Below are 21,168 nucleotides of genomic sequence, written 5' to 3' on the forward strand. Positions count from 1 at the left end.
TCACTCCCCTCCAAATCCAGACAACGTTCGTGAGCCGGAGTCCCAGGTTAACTGCTCAGTGACAGCGGGATTGCATGGTCGCGCGTCCCAATAACTGGGTATTTACCTGCCTCATCCAGAGTGTGAAGGTCCTAGATGGCCCCACCGCATTCATGAGTGTTGTTATTATTCATGCGTAAGATCTTCATGCCGAACGACTATCTTCCATCCACTATCCGGACTGAGGATGGCACCGTCAGGAGATCGCATGAGAGTGAGACCCTGCCGTTCCAGAGTTTGAACACCAGCCCCAGCACCAACTGGGAGGAGCCGTGGCTGGCCATGGGCCAAGCCGAACCCGGCTGGTGGCAGGCTTTCGCTCTTGATCACGGCGTGCGGTCCACGCGAACGCCTGACAAGTTCATCAGGAAGCCGCAGGACACGAACGTGTTCGACCTTCCAACGGGCGAACTGATGCGAGCGGATCGCTTGGCCGAGTTGGCGATGAACAAGCCCGAGGACGAGGTTCACAAGCGGATCGAGAGGCTCCGCGCCGCCATCGAGGCTCCCCCAACCAAGACATTTGCCCAGAAGGCCCAGAGCGCAGTTCAGCCGCCATCCACTCCCGTGGTGGAGCAGCCCAAGGCGGCAGATGTGCCAAGGAAAGCCGAGCCGCCTCCGGCAGCGCATGACGTTGAGATCCCGCTTTCCGAGGCCGTCGAAACGGTTTCCCAGCCCGTGCCGGAGACCCCGATAACTGCCCTCCCGATGCCATCTACGAAGTTCGTCCCGTCGGCCTTGCAATCGGCTCTGTACCGTATCGACGTCTCGCTGAAGCACTCCTTGCTCACACTCACTGACGCGGTCGCTGACGAACCAAAAGTCCCCGAAGCGCCCTTGCTGCAACTATCGGGGAGGCGTGCGGCTCCAAGTCCAGGGAGGCCGACGTCATCGTTCTCGACGGGTATTCGGAGCCGGAAGTGTTCGAGGGTGCCGCCGCCGAGTTCGTGGAGCTGCAATCCAGGGACGGAGCCATGGCCGCGTCACAGGAACTGGACCAGAAACCTGCGGAGGTTGATGATCGGGCCAACATAGGCATGGATGGCGAATCCGAGTTCGCGGAACCCGCAGGGATTGAGGATAGGATTCCGGAGGCTGTGATTCCAGCGGTCGCTATCGTTGCGCATGATGAGGATGGGACGGCAGAAATCATCCAGGTCGTCGCGGAGGTGAATCCCGAGAGGATGGATGGTCAGGAAGAGGATGTCGACCTTGGATACCTCGCCCTGTTCGGGGAGGACATCGCGCCTATCCAACCCCTATTGAGGATCAACGCGAAAATTGCCCCACAGTCGGTGCCGCACGCTCCCGCGGCCGAGAAAGCCGCCGTCATGGAGGAGCCAGCCTCCATGGAGAAGATCGCCTCGGCTGAGGATGAACTTGGCTCCTCAAGTGAGCTGTGGAAGCAGGTGCTGGAGGAAGAGCATCCTGGATTAGATGCTACCGCTGCTGTCGAGGTGATCGAAGCGACGCAAGAAATCCTGCATGGGGATGTGGTGCTTCCGGCCCAGGATGCGGAGATTGCCGCCCCGAGGGAGGAGACCATCATCGGGTCACAGGTCATTATGCTGCCCCCTCCCGCAACGCCCCAGCGCTCGAGGTTCGCCTTCTACCAGCTTCCTGACATCGAGCTGCTCGGGCGACCCCCCAAAAGCAGAGGCGCCATTCTCACCGAGGATATCCTCGAAGAGAGAGCCGGACGGGTCGAGAAGGTCATCCGCGACTTCGGTGTGAAGGGTCAGGTGATCCATGTTCATCCCGGACCGGTGGTCGCTCTCTACGAGCTTGAGCCTGCGCCGGGGACGAAGTCGTCGCGGGTGATCTCCTTGGCCGACGACATCGCGCGCTCGATGAGCGCGGTCTCGGCCCGCGTCGCCGTGGTCCAGGGCCGCAACGCCATCGGCATCGAGCTGCCCAACCACAAGCGCGAGACCGTGTTCCTGCGTGAATTGCTGGCCAGCCAGGACTTCGAGACCTCGAAGCAGAAGCTGGCGCTCTGCCTCGGCAAGACCATCGGCGGCGAGCCGGTGATCGCCGATCTCGCCCGCATGCCGCACCTCTTGGTCGCCGGCACCACCGGCTCGGGCAAGTCGGTGGCGATCAACACCATGATCCTGTCCCTGGTCTACCGGCTCTCGCCGGCCGAGTGCCGCCTGATCATGGTCGACCCGAAGATGCTCGAGCTCTCGGTCTATGACGGCATCCCGCACCTGCTCACCCCGGTGGTCACCGACCCGAAGAAGGCGGTGGTGGCGCTGAAATGGGCGGTGCGCGAGATGGAGGACCGCTACCGCAAGATGTCGAAGCTCGGTGTGCGCAACATCGACGGCTTCAACGCCCGCGTGGTCGAGGCGAAAGCCCGCGGCGAGACCATCACCCGCACGGTGCAGACCGGCTTCGACCGCGAGACCGGCGAGGCGGTGTACGAGGATGAGGTGATGGATCTCGATCCGCTGCCGTACATCGTGGTGATCGTCGACGAGATGGCCGACCTGATGATGGTGGCCGGCAAGGAGATCGAGGGCGCGATCCAGCGTCTGGCCCAGATGGCGCGCGCGGCCGGCATCCACGTGATCCTGGCGACGCAGCGGCCTTCCGTGGATGTGATCACCGGCACGATCAAGGCGAACTTCCCGACCCGGATCTCGTTCCAGGTCACCTCGAAGATCGACAGCCGCACGATCCTCGGCGAGATGGGCGCCGAGCAGCTCCTGGGGCAAGGCGACATGCTGTACATGGCCGGCGGCGGGCGGATCACGCGCGTGCACGGGCCGTTCTGCTCCGACGAGGAGGTCGAGAAGGTGGTGGCGCATCTCAAGCGCCAGGGCGAGCCAGTCTATCTCGATGAGGTGACAGCCGACGATGAGACGCCGGAGGATCTGGAAAAGCCCGAACTCCCCGCCGATGAGGACGATGTCGGCCTTGCATCGGCAGATGCCTACGAGCAGGCTGTCGGCATCGTCGTGAGACACAGGAAGGCCTCGACCTCCTATATCCAGCGTCGTTTGCAGGTCGGCTACAATCGGGCGGCGTCGATCATGGAGCGCATGGAGAAGGAAGGCATCGTCGGACCCGCCAACCATGCCGGCAAGCGGGAGATCCTGTGCGGGAGTTCGAGGATTAGGACAAATGAACGGTCTTGTCCCCGCACGATCAGGGTGCGAGGCTCCCTCTAGGACCTCAACTCCTCAGAGATGGCGGAGTGCAGGCCCTGGAGCCACCCGGCGATGTCGGATGAATAATGCGCCACCTCCATCACGAGCAGCGCAAGGTCCTCATCCGTCGGGGCTGGGGCACCCTTCAATCGCGAGAGGAGCTTCATGACCGCTTTATCACGCGTCGGTTCCGGCGGGTCTGCGGCCCAGCCGATACTGGCCTTGTTGATGGCGAGCTTGAAGCGCTCTCCGCTCTGGAAGCGGGCATCGACAAACCATCCGTTCCCGCTCGGGCTCAGGTCGACGACGGTAAACGATGGAGTTCTGATCCCGACCTCGGGCTCAGAGGGCTTGCCGGACACCTCCAGCACCTCCCGCAGCCCCGCGATGAAAAGTTCCACGCTCATCGCGGACCGGGCCAGTGTCTCCATTCCATAGATCATCTGGTTGAGGCTGGTGAACGGATAGCCCGGTTCGCCCACCCTGTCGGTGCTCCAATGGAAGATAGACGACAGCCTCTCGGCGATCTTCCCGTCGTTGGGAGCCACGCTGACGCTCTTGCCGTCCCTGCCGGCTGTCATCGTCGCCGTCCTGCCATCAGGGAACACGATCCGGAGCATGAGGAGGTCGCCATCGATGACCTTGGTTGTGAGTGCCACCGAATGCCTCCTTTCGCCTCAAGGTCCCGACAGCGACGGTTTAACAGGCAAGTGGGGCCTTGGACAACGCGGTTCATCTTGGGATTCGATGGCTTGCCCCCGATGCAAGCCGCGACAGAGCCATCCTCAGAATGACACCTGCTCAGAGCGGCCGCGGGCTCCGCTTTGGTGTGACAGGCCAAGTACGTCTCGATCGCCATGTGCCACGTGAGCTGCGCGTTCCAGGCGATACGTGAGCATGATGACCGATCCCATGCACCTGCCTGGGCGCCGTTTTGGACAGCGTACCAATCATAGGAGCGATCCGGCGCCGCCAGATCGAGACTGAGGAACCTCAGGGTCGAGACAGCTAGTTAGTCTGCCTTGCGCCTGAGGGCTTTACTCAGCAATTCCGTTGCGCAACAGGCGGTCGACCGCGTGGACGATCCGCTCGTGCTCCTCCTCGGAGAAGGGATTGAGGTCGTGCATCACCAGGCTGTTCAGGCCCTCAATGGCCAGCCAGCCCACCAGCGCCGCGTCCAGATCATCCGACGTGGCTTTCAGGGTCTCCAAGGTCGCCTTGATGACCGCGCGCACAGGCTCGAGCAGGCGCGGGTTCTCGGCCGAAGCGGCCAGCAGGCCACTGGCGACCTCCTTCGTCCGGCCCTGGCGCAGCTTGAGCAGCGCCGCCGTGCACAGGCGCGCTTCCAGGTTGCGCCCGGGCTCGGCTTGACCTCGGAGCGCCTCCCGCTCCGCCGAGACCTCGTCGACGAGGCGCTGGACCATGCCCTGAAGCAGCGCTTCCTTGGTGGGAAAGTTGTAGAGCAGACCGCCCTTGCTGAGACCTGCCCTTTCGGCGACGGCATCCAGCGTCAGCCGTCCCGAACCGATCCCGCTCACAAGCTCCGCAGCCGCGTCGAGAATTTTCTCGCGGGAACTCTTTCGGCCTCGACCACGTCCCACCATGCACCACTCTTGCGCTGACGCGTCCAGCCGAACATCCATTCGCCATATCAGCACCCGGGCTCCGTCGCAAATCCGGAGGAGGAACGAGGGAGTAGCAGGAGTTTTGTGAGGCGTTCATGCGGTGAGCAGGTGAAACCGCTCGGAGAGCGATAGCTGCCGATGGCAGGCAGACTTCTCCTGTTCTTTTCGCATCGTGTGAACCATTTTGATGCTGCCCCGCACGGCACGCGCACTGTCCATCGCCTTGAAGCTGAGCATGGGTCTGACCCGCCTCTTGATGGCGCGGTGGTCCTGCTCAATTCGGTTATTCAGATGGACCTTTGCAGGATGCGAATGGGTTGCAAACGACGTCTTGAGCGATCCTGCAAACGGCCCTCGGCATCGCAGGACAGGATCGCTTCCCGATTGGTCTGGCCGCCGTCGATCACAATCCGCTCGGGTCGGCCCTGCCGCTTGAGCGCGTTGCGCAGGAACCGTTTGGCGGCCGTGAGGTTGCGCCGCTCGCTGAACCAGAACTCAACCGGGTCGCTGTTTCCGGCATGCTGTGCGTAAGCATCCTTATGGAACTACCATTCCTCAGACCAGGTGCTGATGGGTTAGCCGGTGAGCTCGGAGATGGCCGTGGTGTCGCGGCAGTAGGTTATGCCGCTGGCTTGGCCGCCGACCGGCACTCTGCAATCTGGCGGTTGAGGGTAGCAAGAGCCGTGCCGGCACGGTCTCTGAAGCGCTCCCGCAGCCTTCCAGGAGCCTCGTGCCAATCGCCACGGTGCTCCGCCTCGTAGAACGTTCGCGCCACGTGCTCGACCTGCTCTCGGGTCATGCAAGTCCCCTGATTGCGCAACCTAAGATATCCAATTTAGGAGTTTTTCCACAATAGCCGCCGAGTTAAACCTTCGGAGAGCGAGATCGAATGGAGGCTGTGCCGAGGGTAGGGCACGAAGGGGTGAAGAGAGGGAGTCTCAGTCCACACGCCTCATTGACAGCGCCGAGACAAGAAAGGCCTCCTCACCCGCCGTTGCCCGGTCGATGAGGAGGCCCTGCGTGGACGGAAGCCGAGGATTCGCGGCCGGCTTCCATAGGATTAATGCCTCAAGCCGTTGCCGGTTTCAGCTTGGCTGGAAGGGGGTCATTGCGCCAAAAGAAAAGGCCCGGAGGTTTCAAAGGCCCAGTTGGAAGGTTGTAGGTGAATAAAGCCTTCAGGAAACTAGCCCTAAGAGGGGAGTGGCGTTCCAGCTTGGCGATATAAAAACCCCAGCTCGTGGCCGGGCTGCACGTGGGCGTAACCTATTTCGGTCGGACAGCGTCCGGAGCCCTTGCTCCTATGACGCCAGCATCAATCAGGCGGTTTCGCTGTCAGTGACCGATCATCGCATCGAGGCCAAGGTAAGCGACTATTACTGCGCAGACAGCAGTGAGAACGCCGGTGGCAGCCAGGAAGGGCCAACCAATTCCGGTTTCCGAGCCAAGCGCTGTCACCTCATGTCGCTTCTGATCTAGCGGTCACCCGGTCGGCAAAGGGCTTGCTGCCCGAGATTGAAATCACCAGAGGGCCGCTTCCTCAACATCCATGCCGGAATGAGTTCACAGGATCTTGGGGCAACACAAGATCCTGTGACGGATTGCTCGCCAGGGCCCGGAGTTTCATGGGCACACGATGAAGCTCCCCTCCCCTCTGAAGGCGTTCCAGATCTGTGGGTCCTTGTGCCGGGCCTTCAGGTCTGGGAGGCCACACCGGAGGATGATGCGGCCGCTCTGCGCGAACTGGCGCGCCGGGCGATCGGCTACTCGCCCGTGGTCGCGGTCGACCCACCCGACGGCTTGTGAATTGATATTGCCGGCTGAGCGCGCCTCTTCGGGGATGAGGAGACGCTGCTCGCCGACCTGCTCGGCCGCCTCACCCATCAGAGCATCGACGCCAAGGCGGTGATCGCGGACGCGTCCGGCACTGCCTGGGCCGTGGCCCGGTACCGCGGCGGCGTCATCCCGGTGGACCGCACTATCGAGGCCGTGGTGACGCTGCCGGTGGCGGCGCTGCGGCTTGTGCCGCACACGCTGTCCGCGCTGAACCAGCTTGGGGTGGAGCGGGTCGGACAGCTGGCGGCCATGCCGCGGGCACCGATGTCCGCTGTTTCGGCACGGAGGTGGCTGCGCCTCGACCGGGCGCTTGGCCATGCCTTCGAGCCGATCAGCCCGTTGATCCCCGAAGGGACGGCGATCGCGACAAGGGTGTTTGCGGAGCCGATCGGCCGCTTGGAGCATCTGCTGCATGTCGTCCGCCAGCTCGCGGAGGAGCTGTGCGCACAGCGCGCGCGGCGCGGCCAGGGCATTCGCCGGCTCGACCTGATCCTGCGCCGAGTGGACGAGAAAGGCACCAACCTGCGCGTGCGCACCGCGAAGGCGACGCGGGACGCTCCGCACTTGGCGCGCCTCTTCGACGAGCGCCTGCAAACCGTCAATCCCGGCTTCGGCATCGAGGAGATCGTGCTTGTCGCCAGCAAGGTCGAGCCGCTTGAGGAGGCGCAAACGGAGGTGCCCAGCACCGTAGGCGCTGACGCGGATGCCGCCGAGAGCCGCTTGGTCGACCGCTTGGCCGCCAAAGTCGGCACCGGCAACGTCTACCGCCTGGCGCCGGCCCAGCCCCTCATCCATGAGCGCATGACGCGCAAGGTGCCGGCGCTCGCCCCCCACGAACGCCAACTGGCCGAAGACGCTGCCGCGCCCGACGCGCCTGCTGAACCCGCCGGAGCCGATCGTGGCGATCGCGCTGCTGCCTGATCATCCCCCGGTCCAGATCGTCTGGCGCAACGTCCGTCGCAAGGTGATCAATGCCGACGGGCCGAAGCGCATCGCGCCGGAATGGTGGGCGGGCGATCAGGACGGCCCGCTGCGGGACTACTACCGCCTCGAGACTGATCATGCCGGCCGCTTCTGGGTCTTCCGAGACGCGCCAGCTGCTGACGGCGGACACTGGTGGCTGCATGGCTTCTTCGCATGACGAGAGGACATGTCCAGCCGATGTACGCCGAGTTCCAGGTCACAACGCACTTCTCCTTTCTGCATGGTGCGTCGAGCACAGAGGCGCTGTTCGTCCAAGCCAAGCTCCCTCGAATTGAGGCGATCGGCATGCGCGACCGGCTGCGCGAGGGATCGAAGGAGATTGTCGGCTCCGAGTCCGCGGAACTGCCAGAGAAGCGGGCAGAGACGCCCGTCCTCCGCGTCGCAACCCGAGACTTCCGTTGATTCAGCTAAACGTGCATCAGGTGTCCGTCATGCAACGGTCCGACCCCAAACAACACACAAAACTGCTCAAGATCGGATCGCGGCAGTGCCGCTACATTGTCTCCGACGATCCGCGCCGCGCCGTCTGCTGCGGGGCACCGACTCGTGAGGGCTCGAGCTGGTGCGATTGGCACCGGAGGCTCGTGTACGTCCCGACGCATCCCGTCAAAGTCCGCCCTGAGGCGCTGGCGTCGTGAGCGGGCCCTCGAAATACCCGCCTCATCGAGGAAGCAACGCACGAGGGACAGTTTACGCGCTGCACCCTCTCAATCGTCTCATTCTCCCGCTGTCGCTTTACTGGCTCCGCTTCCATTGCATCATCTTTTCGGCGGCCGCGGCCTTGCTCCGTCTCGGCTCGAGAAGCGATGATTTCAGGACATGGTCGCACTAACGAGTTTGACTTGTCTAAACTGCGCCTCACCCGCGTTGCGGATTGTGCATTTTCGTTGGCTTGGGTGATTGGGACTGATAGCCGGAAAGGCTCTTACTGGCTTGGTGTGACAACGCCCTCGTCGGCATAGACCACTGCTTGCGCGCAACTAAGGGCAGATCGGAACGAGAGGCCGAGCGAAAGTAGCGGCATCCATCGCATAGACACACATTGTTTACCGTGACCGCAACAAGATGCGTGTGCCGGGCGCGAGGTGTATCAGCCCGAACAGAGACTCTGGTGCCTTCGGATGGCATTGGGGCGGTTGGAGGGCCTCCTCTCCGCTGACGCCCTGGCTAAGGGATTCCAGACAGCACCCTTGGCCAGGGCACTTTGACGCGCAATCGGCGATGTCAGTTGACGGTCAAGACAGAACAGGGACTGGCCCAGAGGAGCGTGCCGTGGCCCGTTACTATTTCGATGTCCAGAATGGAAAGCCGCCCGTGCGCGATGACGAGGGCGCCGAGTTCGACAGCCTCGACGCTGCCGTGCAGGCGGCAGCCCGTTCGGCGGCTCAGATTGGAACAAGCCGGCTGGCAAGACGCGATACCAGCGATGTCGTCATCGAGGTGCGGGACGCGCAGAACCAGCGGGTCTGCACGGTAACCGCGTCGATGCGGATCGAGCGACACGGCCCATCGCATCAGGGGCCGCATTCCTGGAGCGCGTAAGCCCGAAAGGCCGTCATGGAAGGCTCTGATGAGGACTTCCACCAGAGGCTTTATTGATGAGCGCAGAAGGTAAGCCCGAACAGTGGCTCATGCGATCACGGGCATTGAGTATAGAACCCAGTGATCTGAGGAAAACTTGGCCGTATTGGCAACCAACTACGTTCTCTCGGATGTGTGACACACGGGGGTTCACTGGTGGCCCCGAAAGGATCGTGTTGCGCTTTGGGGACGCGTTGGACTTGTCCCGGTGTCTCTTGCCTTAATGGGTGGGATTTTGGCCGACCCGCTTCCCCGGCCAATGTGGCCTGCCCAGCGGTAGCGACAACCACCGATGAGAGACTCGGCGAGTTGAAGACGGATTCAACTGTTGTTGACGGTGCGGAGCCGTCGGTGAGCGTCTGGAAGACCGCCCTGCCCTGCGCGATCCTGGCCGAAATCGTCAGGGAAGACGATCAGGCCTAAGGACCAGTTACTGTGTCAGGTTGCTTTCACTGCGCGCTCAACCGTCTCCACCAGTTCTGTGAGGCGGTAAGGCTTGGCGAGAAAAGGCACTCCCACGGACTCGCACATACGATGGCAGATCCGCGACCGGCCTGAGGTGACGACAACGGACAAGAGCGGTTGGAGAGACAGGGCGGCCAGCGCCAGCGCAAAACCATCCTGACCGCCCAGATTGATGTCGGTGAACAAAACATCCACCGACACATCTCTCAGAATGATCTCGGCCTCCTCAGCGCTGGCTGCTGTGAATACCTCGTAGCCTGCATCCGTCAGGGCTTCAGCCGCAATCTCGCCGGTGATCAACTCGTCCTCAACGACGAGAACACGCTGGTGCAGGGATTTCGGGGCTGGCTTCTTCGCCGGCTCGCGGCGGGTCCACGGGGATAGGATCGGTGTCATATACGCAACCTCACTGAACGCATCCGTGTGCTTAACGGCCGATTGCGGCGAGCGTTCAAGGCACGATCCGGCAGGTATGGTTATGGTCAGCAAATCGTTAAGAGTCACTCCGGCGTTCTTGATCAGCGGGGCACCGGACAAACGACAACATGCTGCCCGAGACGGAAAGACTTTCCAGCCGTGTGAACAATGAAGCCATCTCTCACCGGGCTCTCAAGACCTCGATGGCCTCGCTGTGAGGCGCAGGGAGGCGTCAGCTCCTGTGACTTTCGGCTTGTCGAAGTTCAGGTTGCCGAGCTTCCACGATTGCAGCACGACAGCGGCTCCTCCAATCGATTTAGGCTTCACACCTCCCTCAGCCGCACGCTCAATAGTCAGAGCTTTCCCGCTCCAGTCGAGCAGCAGGCGGTCTTCCGGTCCAAAGCCAGTGCTGTCCCACAGCTCCCGTGGCAGGCGGATGGAGGTGTAGTACCGGTCCGAGCGCTTGGCGTCTGGAATAGACTTCACCACAATGGGCGCGGCTGCCGTCCTGCGAGCCTTCTCCCCGCTTCTCCTGGAGCGCAGCCCCTGCCTCACTGGCTCTTCTGCGCCCACTTCGACGTCAGGCTCTGCTTCCGCGCTGAGTGTCTGATCGTGAGCCTGAACAGGCTGTGACGTTGGCTGCTCTTTGTCATCGACAGGTTCTGCCGGCAGCAGTGGTGAACTCGGAATGGATCGGACAGCGCTGACAACGTCTCGCACGCTGCTACTGATCCCCTCTGCTGATTGGACCACCAGAGGTTCCAACCGTGCGATGGCGTCGATGTGCTGACCGCCAAGAGCGACCAGTTTGCCCACCTGCTCCGCCATGAGCTCCATGGCCGATCGGAGGCCCTTTAGATCTGCCGCCATTCCGGTGAGAGCCTCCTCCATCTCTGGAGGGAGTGCGGAGGCTGGTATGGGCTGCCACGGGGTGTCGACGGCAGATGGCCGAGCGGGCTGCACCTCTTTGGGGCGGAAGACCTCCGCGGCCAGAGCCTCGGGCTTGCCCAGGTGCCGGGCCAGGATATCGGCTGTATCCCGGTAGCGCTTGTTCGGTGTCACTGGACGATCCGACGGCCGTCCCGCCGCTTCAGGAGCAGTGCGGCGCGGTTGCTCACCGCTCCGTGGCTTGGCCAAGCAGGTTGAACACAGGTCATAGGAGCGCTCGCGTCCCAGCAGCCAGCCATGCTCCTTGAAGTAGCCTTTGACAACATCATCGTTGGTAGGCTTGCTGGCCTCGTAGGCGTCTGTCTTGTGGCACTGGGAGCACCGAACCGAGAACCGGTACTTCGAGGGTGTTCCACCGCTACGGGTGATCTGTGGCTCGAACTGACGTGCGATGCCGGGCATCCAGTTGTTCCTATGAATGTATGCGTGGTTCTCCCGCAGGACAGACCTCAGGCGGGCTTGACCTCAGGTACCTCGGGACAGTGGTGAGAATCGATTGACGAGCATGTAACGCCTGAGCCGGACAATTCCAAGCTTCGGCTGTTTCTGCCGCACTTGGGCTCGCTAAGATCATGTTGCTTCTCGGTTAGTCGGTGTCACGAAGGCCGGGAGGATCTGGGAATTCGACCGTCCATCAAGCCTGTGGGGACGCAGCGTCGACAGGCTTGATGGCGCTGAAGCCTCCTTGCAAGGGTTCATAGACCATCTCGCGGCACTCGCCTGAAATCGGGATTCGCAAGACGGTAAAACTCCGTTCTGTCCCCACGACCGAATAGGGTTTCGTTTGCCCAACAGCGTCTTAATGCTGCGGCATACCTCTTAAGAACGGTTCATTATCCTATGTTCTGGCCTCTAATCCTAACGGGAGAAGTGTAGCATAGGCGCTTGTACATCTGCGCAGTGTTGGATGACCGTCGGCTATCCTACAAACCGCCTTCTGGCGACCTTGAGTTCGGAAGACCTCGAGTGCTTGGAGCCTTATCTTGAACAGGTAGATCTGCCACGCGGGATGGAACTCGCCCATCAAGGTGAAACATTTCAGCATGTCTATTTTCCTCAGACGGCCGTTGTATCGCTCGTGCGGGACATGATTGATGGCCGAGTTGTCGAGATGGCAGCGTTCGGCCGTGAAGGAATGATCGGACTGTCGTTTGAGGGAATCCCGCTCGTCTCCTTTGGACGCTATTTGGTGCAGGTGCCTGGCGCAGCCTTGCGCATGGATGCCAGGATAATGCGCGAGGCAGTTGCTGTCCGGCCTGGCATTCAGCACATGATTCTAAAGTACACAGAGGTGTTGATGGCGCTTACCCTCCAGTCGGTGGCCTGCAATGCCGCTCACAGCGTCGAAGCTCGCTGTTGTCGCTGGATCATCGCCACAAGCGATAGAACAGGCCGCGAAGACGTACCGCTCACACATGAGTATCTGGCCGAGATGCTAGGCGTTCAACGGTCAACTGTGAGCGCGGTGACCAGGACTCTCCAGGAAAGTGGCTTGATCCAGCAAGGCCGAGGAAAAATCACGATTCTCGACCGTCGTCGCCTCGAAAAAGCGACGTGTGAGTGTTACGGCATCCTTCGCGCGAAGTACCTTCAGCTCTTGCCGCTCGCACAAACAGAGCCAGAGGAGTAAGCGCTTTGTATTCTATCTGATCAGGCCTCTTCTTGCTTGCCTTCTTAGTGGTGTGGCCTTGGCCTGTGGCGGCGGGGCCCACTTGCCAAGATGATTGGTTGTCAGGTTCTGAGTGTAGCTCCAGCCATTCGCCCGGCTTCGCTTTTCCCTCGCGAGGATGAAGCTCTCTATGGATCGCATGAGAGCGTCTTCCCTTTTGGACTTCCGACCCTTGGCGGCCGGATCGTCTGCCAAGGATTCTGCGAGGACTCGGACAGCATCCTTGAGGAGGGGCTTCCGCACATCCGAAAATGCACCGTCGAACTCCATGCACAGGCCTCGATCGAACAGGGCCCCCAGCTCCTCATGGTTGGTTGTCGCGGAATGCGTCGTGGTCTCGGCGGCATGGCGTAGGAACTCGTATAGGGCGTCAGCGACCCGCGAGCCTGCATCATCACCCGGGGGCGACCCCACAGAGCATCTCTACGGGGCCTGTGAATGCGTCACTGGCATGATGCTCCTGCCAGTCCTTGGACGCGGGGCCCTGCCCTCCTCCTTCGATCACCGTGAAATCAGGCATTGGACCCCCTGAGCGACGGGAATGACCACAGGCTAAGTCGGTCCGTGGGGACGTCAAGGAACCATCTGGACCACTCTCTCAAATAGAAAGGGCGGGGCTAATATCCGGCTCTGGCAAACCCATGGTCCGGCTTGATGATAATGCTAACCACATGGTCAGCCAGCATCCGCAGCTCAGCCCGCTCTCCCCGTGAGAATGAGCGCGGCTTCGTATCCAAGAGGCTCAAGGAGCCAAGGCGGACTTCCCCTCATAAATGAGTGGGGCCCCGGCGTAGAAGCGGAGGAAGGGATCGCCTGTCACAAGCGGGTTGTTTTTGAAGCGCTCATCAGCACGAGCGTCGGGGATGACGAGGATCTCGTCTTGAAGGATCGTGTAGGTACAAAAAACCAGATTGCGAGGGATCTCCGAAACATTGATATCCTGGCAGGACAGAACCAATGCGCGGTCAGCTTTGATGAGATTGACGAGACAGAATGCAACCCTGAAGTGGTCTCGGGCAAAGGCGGTAATCCGATCCACTGTCGCATCGGGGATGTACTTCTCAACATTCAGGTCCGCGAGAGCGTCGAGACGCAGCACCTCATTCGGATCAAGGATAAAATCCAATTCCACCTCCTGGGAACAGAGGCATCGTCCGAACCCATCGCTTCCACAAATAAGGAGATGCGCCAAATGTTCCGGATGGACATACCCGCGGCCCTCCTCCTTGCCCGCTGCCTCGCTCTGGGCTTGTTGACCATTGTGAACCTCCTAAGCCTCGCTGAAAGCTTCGACGGACACCCGCCAGTTGGATGAGCACCCACCTGCCCATCCAGCTGAGCTGGGTTCATGAAAGCTTGGCCAAAGCCGCTGAGACCCGTGGCAGCACTTGCGTCCACGGCATTTCACTAGGAACTTTCGACAATTGCTGTGAACCTATTCAGGCTCGCCGGGTTTATCCGTTCAGAGACCTTCGGGTGAATGGTTCTGTCATGTTGGCCAATGAGAGTATCTGGAGCAGAAGGGTTTATACCCCGGCGCCGATCGCCTATTCGGACCTCCTATCTCACCTTGGCCGAGAGCTCGCACTTTTGTACGGCGTCGCCTCGCAAGAGGCACTTCCGGAAGCCTGGTTTCCCCTGCTCCACCGGTTATCGCACCCTGAACCGTCAGCAGAATACGGCTAAGTTCTCCCGAGCTTCCTCTGGGTTCTTCGAAAAATATCATGCGCGAACTTATTCCTGCCCCAGTTGTAATAGATACGTAAGACAATATCCCTCGCAGGGATGATTCTACCGTATAGATGAAATGTACGTGCTGTCCAGCAGCGAGCAGCCAAGATTTGTATCGCTCTTGAGAAGAATAAAAAGAATTCCTATCTGCTTGAGATCAGCAAAATGAGCACACGTTATTCTCAAGCTGCCTCTGCGGAGGAGGCGTAGCGTGGCCGTTGCGCAAACTATTCTCGAATGAAACTGGATGGACTCATGCCTGCTGTTGTGACCTACAGCCCGACTGGCAACGCTTACATCGATGGCGTCCTGGGCGACCTGAAATGGGCGGTCAAGAGCTTCACCTACAGCTTTCCGGCCAGCGCCTCCTTTTATGGCAGCGCTTATGGAGCCGGCGAGCCCCTCAGTAACTTCGAGGCCCTGAACGCCGCGCAGCAGACGGCGACCCGCGCGGCCCTGAAGCTCTATGCCTCCGTTGCCAATCTCAGCTTCACGGAAGTTGCGGAGACTGCGATGCAGCATGCGGATTTGCGCTTTGCAATGTCCGATAAACCTGGCACCGCCTGGGCCTATTTCCCGACGACGAACGCTGCAGGCGGGGATGCATGGTTCAACAATTCCAGCGGCATTTATGACGCGCCGCAGAAGGGCAGCTACGCCAACCTGACCTTCATCCATGAGATCGGCCACGCGCTCGGGCTTGAGCACGCGCACGAGCATTTCGTCATGCCGCAGGATCGCGACTCGCTAGAGTACACGGTCATGAGCTACCGCTCCTATGTGGGCGCCTCGACGACTACCGGCTACGTGAACGAGAACGCCGGCTATGCCCAGTCGCTCATGATGTATGACATTGCCGCCCTGCAGCATATGTACGGTGCCAACTTTACCACCAACGGTTCCAACACCACCTACGCCTGGAGCCCGGCCACGGGCGAGATGTTTGTCAATGGCGTCGGCCAAGGCACAGCCGGGGCGAACCGGATCTTCCAGACACTCTGGGATGGTGGTGGCGCTGACACCTACGATTTCTCGCCGTATACGAGCGGCCTCAAAGTTGATCTTCGACCCGGGGAATGGACAACGACGTCGACAACCCAACTGGCCAAGCTCCATGACAACGGTTCGAAGGTCGCCACGGGCAACATTGCCAATGCGCTGCTCTACAACAACGACACGCGCTCCCTGATTGAGAATGCGGTCGGCGGATCCGGCAGCGACACCCTGATCGGCAATCAAGCCGCGAACACCCTGCAGGGTAGAACTGGTGCCGACATCCTGACCGGTGGCGCCGGAGACGACGTTCTGGATGGCGGTGTCGGCAGCGATACTGCGGTTTTCAGTGGCGAACGCGCGCACTACAGCGTCACGCAGCTCACAGATGGATCAACCCACGTTGTTGACCATCGGTCGGGTGCGCCAGATGGCAAAGACATGGTCTGGGGCACCGAATGGTTCCAGTTCGTGGACGGACGCTACTCTTTCGAGGAGCTTTTGTCCGGCACGACAATGGCCACTCTCAGCACCTTGACCGTCCCGGTCGAACCGACCGTCACTCCCCTGGTCGAACCAACAGTCACTCCTGCGGCGCTTATCACCCCGGATCTGAATGTATCGGGCGGAGCTGGCAACGATCGGTTGTATAGTGGGGTCGGGAATGACAAGCTCTATGGCCGCGGCGGGAACGACGTCCTGCAAGGTGGCGCCGGTGGAGACCGGCTCGACGGCGGAGCCGGCACCGACTACGCCAGCTACAGCGGAGCCGGTGCCGGAGTGCGGGCTGATCTTCTGTCGCGCTCGCTCAACACGGGCGAGGCAATGGGCGATATTTACGTGACCATCGAGAACCTGCTGGGGAGCACCCATGCCGACGCCTTGCGTGGCAACAATGCCGCCAACGTGATCAAGGGTGGCGCAGGAAACGACACACTTACCGGGCGGGGTGGTCATGACACCCTTGACGGAGGCGCCGGTGATGATCTCCTTCTCGGAGGAGCCGGGCGCGATAACCTCAGCGGCGGCACAGGGCGGGATACGTTTATCTTCAAATCGGCCAGTGAATCCCGTGGCCCCAGCATCGACACGATCAAAGGCTTCGTCCGAGGTCAGGATCACATCGACCTGCGTAGCATCGACGCCAACATTAAGATCGGCGGCAATCAGGCCTTCAAGTTCATCGGCAAGGCCGCATTCAGCGGAAAGGCTGGGGAACTCGAGTTTTCGGGCGGGGTGCTGTCCGGCGACATCAATGGCGACAAGGCTGCGGACTTCCAGGTCAAAGTGGTCGGACTCATCACGCTCGCCAAAGGCGATTTCTATCTCTGACCCCGCATCCGTGGCCGCAAAGAGGACGTGAAGATGAGCGACTGGATTGCATACGACCGCTGGCCGGAATGTTTCCGGATGGAGCGGCCGGGCTTCGTGTTTGAGGTCAAGAATGCCGAGGGGCAGAGCCTGTTCACGAACTGCACGGTTCCGTTGCAACTGCCGTTTGATTGGAAGTCGCCACCGCTTCACTTCCGTCTGGTTGCGGCTCCGCCGGCACGCCACTCTGGACCGATACCGAAGCCCCGTGAACAGCGTTAGACAGTGCGGACTGTTCTACTTTCAGGCTATCGAGCCCCGCATCCAGCGAACGGCATTGAGGCCAGGCGTAGGGCTCTAGCTGCATCGTTGTCGAGTCCTATGAGCGGATGCTGACGTTCTACGGCAGGGTCTGGCACAATGAGCTTACAGCTACGGGCCTATGCCATCGTCAGAAGACCACAGTCAATAAGGGTCAGCAGGTCGACGTGCGGGTGACCCAGCGCACCGTCGAGGCCTTCCACAAGGGCGGACGCGTCACGGCTCACGAGCGGCGCTATAAGGGCCGGGCCCACGGCACTCGGACCCAACACCGAGATGCTGATCGCGGCCATTCTGGCCGCGCGGCGCCATCCCGAGCAGGGCTTTCGCACCTGCATCGGGGTGCTCCAGCTCATGCGCGGGGTGCCCCGAGAACACGTCGAGGCGATCGCGGCAAAGGCTCTGGCGATTCGGGCGCTGACCTACAAGAGCATCGTCTCTGTTCTCGACACCCACCGCGACCGCGCTCCCGCCAAGGCCGCCGACAGTCTCGGCCATGCGGAGTGGCTCGGCTTGATCCTCAATCACGAGGTGACGCTGCGGCAGCAGAAGCGCTTCGAGGCCAGGGCCAAGGCGGCCAAACTGCGCCATCCCGCGTGAGGCCTTTCTTGTCTCAGTACTGTCATCAGATCTGGCTATCAGGCTTGTGCGGCTCGGTCCGCAAATCACACTCCAGACTTAGCCCCTCACATTGCGTTTGCGTGAGGGGCTTTTTCGTTGCGACTTCCGTAATTGAGCTGCTGCCTTTGCAGAACCTTCACCACACTTCTGTATCGGATGCCCCACCTGTGGCTCGTCGCATGATCGACGGAGATGCCCCGCTCGGCCATCATCTCTTCCAAATTCCGCAGACTCAGGCTGTAGGCGAGATACCACCGGACACACAGCAGGATCACCGAGCGGTCGAAATGGCGGCCTTTGAACATTATGAACCTCCGAAGCTTGCCGGAGACGTATGCCGAACTGAGTTACCGAAGGGTTTGCGACAGGTCCAGTTCAGGCGGCAGGCCTTGCATCTCGTAGAGGCGATTCACATACCCGGTACCGTCCGGGTCAACCCGCCGCGTTTTGAGAGGCGCCCTCCACGGCCTGCTGAATTCGATCACCTTGCTATCGGGGCCACGCCATCGGTTGAGATAGAATTTCGGGATGTAAGGGTGCTTTTTCGGCGTGCACAGGGATTTCAGAAACCTCATCCTTTGCAAGCCTCCTTGGCCCACCTCTCAACGCTGAATGGTGAACTCGCCCGGATTCGAATCGGGAACCAGACCGTAATGTGCGGCCGTCTCTAGCTATTGAGCGACAGGCCCCACCTACGACCCTTATGCCAATCTTGACGGAATTGGCAGTGCTTTTAGCAAATGCGCCGGAAGCCCTTGCCCTTGAGGGCGAGGATGGACAGGCGCACGCGGCGCCAGCCGCGTTTCCGGTTTGACAGGATTGGTCTTTGTTCCTAGTCTGTTCCCGTATGGATCCGGTCGCCCCAGCGCTCGCCTACAAGACGTTCAGCTTTCGTGTGAAGAACGTGACAAGCGGGAAGCACCTTGTTGCGTGGGGCAATGCGGTCAACCTCGTGTGGAATTTCTGCAACGACGTCAGCGCGAAATCGGCTCAGCGCGATCCCCGCTGGATCAGCAAGAAAGACCTTCGCGCCTTGACCAAGGGTGCCAGCCGGGAGCTTGGCCTGCCGTCGCAGGTGATCCAAGAGGTCATCGACGAGTTCCTGATCAAGCGCAAAGCCGTGGGACGGCCGAAGCTGCGCTGGCGGGTGAGCCGCGGTGCCAGGCGATCGCTCGGTTGGGTGCCCTTCACGAACCAGGATGTTGCGTTCAACGGATCGATTGTGTCGCTGCGGGGTCAGACGTTCCGGCTGTGGAAGCACCGGGAGATCCAAGGCAAGATCAAGTCTGGCAGCTTCTCGCAGGATGCGCGCGGGCGCTGGTACTGCAACATCGTCTGTGAGGTCGAGCGCGGCTCGACCAACCGCACGGCGGTGATCGGCATTGATCTCGGGCATAAGACAGCCGCCAAATGCTCCGACGCAGTGGAGCTAGAGCAGGCGCGGTTCTACCGTGACCTCGAGCCCAAGCTGGCCGAGGCGCAGCGGCGGGGGCGCAAGCGTCAAGTCCAGACGATCCATGCCAAGATCGGGAACCGCAGAAAGGACGCGCTTCACAAGTTTTCCCGCGCTGTGGTGAACCGCGCGGGCGCCGTGTTCATCGGCAATATCTCATCCATCTGGCAGATCGCATCCGGTGCTGCGAAAGCGACCCTGGATGTGAGCTGGTCGATGCTGCGCAACTTCCTTGAGTACAAGTGCGATCACGCAGGAGTTGCCTTTGCCCAGGTCGATGAGGCCTATTCAACGCAAACCTGTTCTGGGTGCGGTGCACGCAGCGGCCCACACGGTCGGGAAGGTCTTGCGGTCAGGCAATGGGTGTGCAGCGCGTGCAGGTCGGCCCACGACCGCGACCAGAACGCTGCCCTGAACATTGCCCGTCTCGGATGCGAGACGCTAGGCCTGAAGGGGCACGGAAGCCTCTGCCTTTAGGCAGAGGAGGCATCACCGTCACCCGCTCGAGGTGGGATTCTAGCCACCTGAAATCTTCAGGCTCTAATGAGGCCAACAGACGATTGGATTGGGCTGCTTCGTGGGGGGCATATACCAACCCACAACTGTCGGGTTCGGAAGAAGCGGCTGGTGCAGTCCTATTATGGAATGCATCTTCGCTCGAACATGAAGTAGAGGATGGGGCGCCTCTTCGGTAGATGCTATCTGAATTTGATCCATACACGAAGGCTGCAGGAAACCCAGCCCCGGGGCAGAGCTGAACGAGGTCCGTTGGAGCCTGATACGCAACGCACCCCGCATGTGTGTAGCAGCAGGAGAGACACGACCGGTTGCCCTCACCCACCTGATCACGCTTGCAGACCGCCCATAGTTCCCTAGCATCATGCCAAGGAAGGGCGAGGCCTTCAGCTATAACGATCTCGCACCATTGCGGGGGTCCCCGTTCGACCACGTCGGATCGTTTGTCCGTTCGGCTTCGATTCGTAAAGTTGGGCTTTCCCCGCTTCCTCGTCTGGAATGGAGCCGATGATGTCGGCAAAGGCTCTCAAATCGAGATTTGCCGCTTTGAGAACCTTGGTGAGAGACTCGGTCGATGGCCATCGCGCGCGGCCACTACGGTTAATCCGCTTCGAGGGATTGAATGAGGTCGCATCCAAGCCGGCGCTTTTGGCGAGAGCCGAGACTGATATCCCTTGCGAATCTGCAATTGCATCAAAGGCAGCCCAAATTTGGTTGTGAGTGAACATTCTTCTTTTCCTGCCAGGAGGAAAAAGAAACCCTACCCGGCCCGAGCAACTGTACGACGCTTCCTAGCGAATCTGCGCCGTGTCTTCCTAGTCACAGATTTCGCAGATATCAAAGACTAAATTCGCGTAATCGATTACATCATCCGAGACTTACTTCGATTTTCATCTGTAAATGTCAGGCATTTTTTTGAGTTGCACCTATCTCCGCGACGCACGAAAGAGGGCGATTGTGAGATATTAACTTAATTTATTGAAATGCACTGAGTGCATCACTGACAACACGGGCGTTGATGCAGCAAACCCTGAGGAGGCGGGCTCTCTTGCGTTAGAGGCGGTGAACGAGCTCTGGGAAGATGACCCCGAAGTCGCAATTGATTGGACAGGTTGGCAACTAGAAATAACAGATGAAACTGAGTGCGTTGTTGATGTGATTCACCTAAACGGTGGGCTTTCCTGATCTTTTCGCCGAATTTCCCTCTTTATCTCTCTTCCCTGATAACCTTCGCACCATGTCTTTGACATGTTGCTTAATCCGCTCCTTACGGAGCGCTACTTCCTGCTCACTGACTGGAGGCGGCCGTTCAACCATTGTAGGTTTCTCTCGGGACAGCCAGGAGCAGTGACCTGAAGTTACTGCAAACCAGAGCATTATCCATTGATGCAGGACGGGACCTAAGGTTTTCTCCAGATGGTTGCCTTCTTTTCTGCTTCCGACAGTCACACATTAGCAGAATCCATTTTCGGCATGGATAGAAACACCGCTAGCGTCCCGCGCCCC

19 protein-coding genes and 5 pseudogenes are annotated in these 21,168 nt (G+C 60.4%); 14 read left to right on the forward strand and 10 right to left on the reverse strand.

The annotated features are described in order from the left end of the window. Positions 1-171 precede the first annotated feature (171 nt). Positions 172-1,074, forward strand: coding sequence for a hypothetical protein (locus ACS5Q1_RS02880; RefSeq protein ID WP_473096782.1), 903 nt, complete (start codon positions 172-174; stop codon positions 1,072-1,074). 575 nt (positions 1,075-1,649) lie between these two features. Beyond that, positions 1,650-3,215: pseudogene (locus ACS5Q1_RS02885) on the forward strand (DNA translocase FtsK); the annotation flags it as partial. Here ACS5Q1_RS02885 and ACS5Q1_RS02890 read toward each other — a convergent pair. From ACS5Q1_RS02890 to ACS5Q1_RS02905, 4 genes and pseudogenes are all read right to left on the reverse strand, one after another. After that, a complete protein-coding gene (locus tag ACS5Q1_RS02890; protein WP_473096783.1) occupies positions 3,212-3,853 on the reverse strand; it encodes a hypothetical protein in 642 nt (213 codons plus the stop codon). The pseudogene ACS5Q1_RS02885 and the gene ACS5Q1_RS02890 sit on opposite strands and share 4 nt — an antisense overlap. 378 nt (positions 3,854-4,231) lie before the next feature. Beyond that, a complete protein-coding gene (locus ACS5Q1_RS02895) occupies positions 4,232-4,798 on the reverse strand; it encodes a TetR/AcrR family transcriptional regulator (protein WP_473096784.1) in 567 nt (188 codons plus the stop codon). Positions 4,799-4,912: 114 nt separating this feature from the next. Beyond that, a pseudogene (locus ACS5Q1_RS02900) lies at positions 4,913-5,331 on the reverse strand (DDE-type integrase/transposase/recombinase); the annotation flags it as partial. Between the two features lie 107 nt (positions 5,332-5,438). After that, positions 5,439-5,618, reverse strand: coding sequence for a hypothetical protein (locus ACS5Q1_RS02905; protein ID WP_473096785.1), 180 nt, complete (start codon positions 5,616-5,618; stop codon positions 5,439-5,441). 881 nt (positions 5,619-6,499) lie between these two features. Here ACS5Q1_RS02905 and ACS5Q1_RS02910 point away from each other — a divergent pair. From ACS5Q1_RS02910 to ACS5Q1_RS02935, 6 genes and pseudogenes are all read left to right on the forward strand, one after another. Next, positions 6,500-6,622: a hypothetical protein gene (locus ACS5Q1_RS02910; protein WP_473096786.1), complete on the forward strand. Its 123-nt coding sequence runs from the start codon at positions 6,500-6,502 to the stop codon at positions 6,620-6,622. 99 nt (positions 6,623-6,721) lie between these two features. Further along, positions 6,722-7,573: a DinB/UmuC family translesion DNA polymerase gene (locus ACS5Q1_RS02915; protein ID WP_473096787.1), complete on the forward strand. Its 852-nt coding sequence runs from the start codon at positions 6,722-6,724 to the stop codon at positions 7,571-7,573. Continuing rightward, the gene (locus ACS5Q1_RS02920) at positions 7,551-7,793 is read left to right on the forward strand and encodes a hypothetical protein (RefSeq protein ID WP_473096788.1); all 243 of its coding nucleotides are present in this window, start codon (positions 7,551-7,553) and stop codon (positions 7,791-7,793) included. The genes ACS5Q1_RS02915 and ACS5Q1_RS02920 overlap by 23 nt, the downstream gene beginning before the upstream one ends. A 20-nt stretch (positions 7,794-7,813) precedes the next feature. Then, a pseudogene (locus ACS5Q1_RS02925) lies at positions 7,814-7,933 on the forward strand (DNA polymerase III subunit alpha); the annotation flags it as partial. A gap of 116 nt (positions 7,934-8,049) precedes the next feature. Beyond that, complete coding sequence (locus tag ACS5Q1_RS02930) at positions 8,050-8,274, forward strand: GcrA family cell cycle regulator (RefSeq protein WP_473096824.1); 225 nt, start codon at positions 8,050-8,052, stop codon at positions 8,272-8,274. Between the two features lie 634 nt (positions 8,275-8,908). Next, positions 8,909-9,178: a DUF6894 family protein gene (locus ACS5Q1_RS02935; RefSeq protein ID WP_473096789.1), complete on the forward strand. Its 270-nt coding sequence runs from the start codon at positions 8,909-8,911 to the stop codon at positions 9,176-9,178. 477 nt (positions 9,179-9,655) lie between these two features. Here ACS5Q1_RS02935 and ACS5Q1_RS02940 read toward each other — a convergent pair whose 3' ends face one another. Then, complete coding sequence (locus tag ACS5Q1_RS02940) at positions 9,656-10,078, reverse strand: response regulator (protein ID WP_473096790.1); 423 nt, start codon at positions 10,076-10,078, stop codon at positions 9,656-9,658. A 213-nt stretch (positions 10,079-10,291) separates the two neighbouring features. Then, positions 10,292-11,449 (reverse strand): hypothetical protein, encoded by a 1,158-nt coding sequence (locus ACS5Q1_RS02945; RefSeq protein WP_473096791.1) that lies wholly within the window; start codon positions 11,447-11,449, stop codon positions 10,292-10,294. A gap of 505 nt (positions 11,450-11,954) precedes the next feature. On the opposite strand from ACS5Q1_RS02945, the gene ACS5Q1_RS02950 reads away from it, so the two are divergent. Further along, the gene (locus ACS5Q1_RS02950) at positions 11,955-12,677 is read left to right on the forward strand and encodes a Crp/Fnr family transcriptional regulator (protein ID WP_473096792.1); all 723 of its coding nucleotides are present in this window, start codon (positions 11,955-11,957) and stop codon (positions 12,675-12,677) included. Positions 12,678-13,458: 781 nt separating this feature from the next. Here the strand turns inward: ACS5Q1_RS02950 and ACS5Q1_RS02955 are convergent. Beyond that, complete coding sequence (locus tag ACS5Q1_RS02955) at positions 13,459-13,842, reverse strand: GAF domain-containing protein (RefSeq protein WP_473096793.1); 384 nt, start codon at positions 13,840-13,842, stop codon at positions 13,459-13,461. Between the two features lie 860 nt (positions 13,843-14,702). Between ACS5Q1_RS02955 and ACS5Q1_RS02960 the strand changes: the two genes are divergently transcribed. The 3 genes and pseudogenes from ACS5Q1_RS02960 to ACS5Q1_RS02970 all read left to right on the forward strand — a co-directional run. Further along, complete coding sequence (locus ACS5Q1_RS02960; RefSeq protein WP_473096794.1) at positions 14,703-16,772, forward strand: M10 family metallopeptidase C-terminal domain-containing protein; 2,070 nt, start codon at positions 14,703-14,705, stop codon at positions 16,770-16,772. Between the two features lie 33 nt (positions 16,773-16,805). Further along, positions 16,806-17,033: a hypothetical protein gene (locus tag ACS5Q1_RS02965; RefSeq protein ID WP_473096795.1), complete on the forward strand. Its 228-nt coding sequence runs from the start codon at positions 16,806-16,808 to the stop codon at positions 17,031-17,033. Positions 17,034-17,552: 519 nt separating this feature from the next. After that, positions 17,553-17,669 (forward strand): annotated as a pseudogene (locus tag ACS5Q1_RS02970) (AAA family ATPase); the annotation flags it as partial. Between the two features lie 173 nt (positions 17,670-17,842). Here the strand turns inward: ACS5Q1_RS02970 and ACS5Q1_RS02975 are convergent. Continuing rightward, positions 17,843-17,998 (reverse strand): annotated as a pseudogene (locus ACS5Q1_RS02975) (IS6 family transposase); the annotation flags it as partial. 42 nt (positions 17,999-18,040) lie between these two features. Next, on the reverse strand, positions 18,041-18,268 hold the full coding sequence (locus ACS5Q1_RS02980) for a hypothetical protein (RefSeq protein WP_473096796.1): 228 nt from the start codon (positions 18,266-18,268) through the stop codon (positions 18,041-18,043). A 251-nt stretch (positions 18,269-18,519) separates the two neighbouring features. On the opposite strand from ACS5Q1_RS02980, the gene ACS5Q1_RS02985 reads away from it, so the two are divergent. Next, a complete protein-coding gene (locus ACS5Q1_RS02985; protein WP_473096797.1) occupies positions 18,520-19,623 on the forward strand; it encodes an RNA-guided endonuclease InsQ/TnpB family protein in 1,104 nt (367 codons plus the stop codon). 425 nt (positions 19,624-20,048) lie between these two features. Here the strand turns inward: ACS5Q1_RS02985 and ACS5Q1_RS02990 are convergent, their stop codons facing one another. Continuing rightward, entirely contained in the window at positions 20,049-20,390 is a 342-nt protein-coding gene (locus ACS5Q1_RS02990; RefSeq protein ID WP_473096798.1) for a hypothetical protein, read from the reverse strand. Positions 20,391-20,640: 250 nt separating this feature from the next. On the opposite strand from ACS5Q1_RS02990, the gene ACS5Q1_RS02995 reads away from it, so the two are divergent. Continuing rightward, on the forward strand, positions 20,641-20,847 hold the full coding sequence (locus ACS5Q1_RS02995; protein ID WP_473096799.1) for a DUF6894 family protein: 207 nt from the start codon (positions 20,641-20,643) through the stop codon (positions 20,845-20,847). Positions 20,848-21,168: the final 321 nt, after the last annotated feature.

Source organism: Microvirga sp. GN3, from assembly GCF_055792825.1.